This window comes from Actinosynnema sp. NPDC023658, from assembly GCF_040639995.1.
In the GTDB taxonomy this organism is placed as follows: Bacteria; Actinomycetota; Actinomycetes; order Mycobacteriales; family Pseudonocardiaceae; genus Actinosynnema.
In genome coordinates this window covers 1-1,107 of record NZ_JBFAAX010001458.1, presented here as the reverse complement: position 1 = coordinate 1,107, position 1,107 = coordinate 1, and the positions used below count along the sequence as shown (strand labels likewise).

Genomic DNA, 1,107 nt, shown 5'->3' with positions numbered 1-1,107 from the left:
GAGCCGTTCGCGTCGCGCGTCCCGGGCATCTCGCACGCGTGCGGCCACGACGTGCACACCGCGATCCTGCTCGGCGCGGCGGCGGCGCTGGTCTCAGCGCCGGAGCTGCCGGGTCGGGTGCGGCTGCTGTTCCAGCCCGCCGAGGAGGAGCCGGGCGGCGCGCAGGACGTGATCGCGGCCGGCGGCGTCGAGGGCGTGGAACGGGTCTTCGGCCTGCACTGCGACCCGAAGGTGCCGGTGGGCCGGATCGGCACCAGGGTCGGCCCGGTCACGTCGGCCTGCGACATGCTCGAACTGCGGGTGTCCGCGTGCGGTCCGGGCCGGCACAACGAGCTCAGCTCCGACGTCGTGCACGCGCTCGGCCTGGTGGCGACCGGGCTGCCCGCGCTGCTGGCCCGCCGCGTCGACCCCCGGTCCGGCACGGTCCTGGCGTGGGGCGCGATGGACGCCTCCGAGCCGGCCCTCGGCACGCCGCGCGAGGGCGTGCTGCGCGGCACCCTGCGCACCGGTGACCCGGTGGTCAACGCCCAGCTGCCCGCCCTGGTCGAGTCGATCCTAGGTTCGCTGCTGCGGCCGACGGGCGTGCGGTTCGAGCTCGACCACGTCCGCGCCGTGCCGGTGGTGGTCAACGACCCGGCCAGCACGGTCATGCTGCAGAACGCGATCACCACCGCCCTCGGTCCCCACGCCGTCACGTCGACCACCCAGTCCAGCGGCGGCGAGGACTTCGGCTGGTACCTGGAGCACGTGCCCGGCTCGTACGCGCGCCTGGGCATCTGGCCCGGTCACGGCCCGCAGGGCGACCTGCACCAGCCGACGTTCCACGTGGACGAACGCGCGCTGCCGGTCGGTGTCCGCGCGATGGTCCACGCGGCGCTCACCGCATTGACGTCCCCCGCGCCGCTCTGATCACCAGACGAGCCGGAACCGGTACCAGGAACCGTCGAACGGGGTGTACTGGTAGCCCTCGGGCGTGGGGCGCACCGACACGGGACCCGGGCAGCGAGCCCACCCCGTGGCGTCCAGGAACCCCGCGTCCGCGACGGTGAGCACGGTGCACCCGGTGGACCGGTCCACGTCCACCGACGTGATCGTGTACAGCCCGAC

At 74.5% G+C, this 1,107-nt stretch carries 2 protein-coding genes; one reads left to right on the top strand and one right to left on the bottom strand.

Features of this window, described 5'->3' with window-relative positions; translation table 11 throughout:
- Positions 1 to 909: amidohydrolase (locus AB0G02_RS41790; protein WP_360806599.1), on the top strand; the 909-nt coding region annotated here is incomplete at its 5' end.
- Here AB0G02_RS41790 and AB0G02_RS41785 read toward each other — a convergent pair.
- Positions 910 to 1,107: hypothetical protein (locus AB0G02_RS41785; protein ID WP_360806596.1), on the bottom strand; the 198-nt coding region annotated here is incomplete at its 5' end.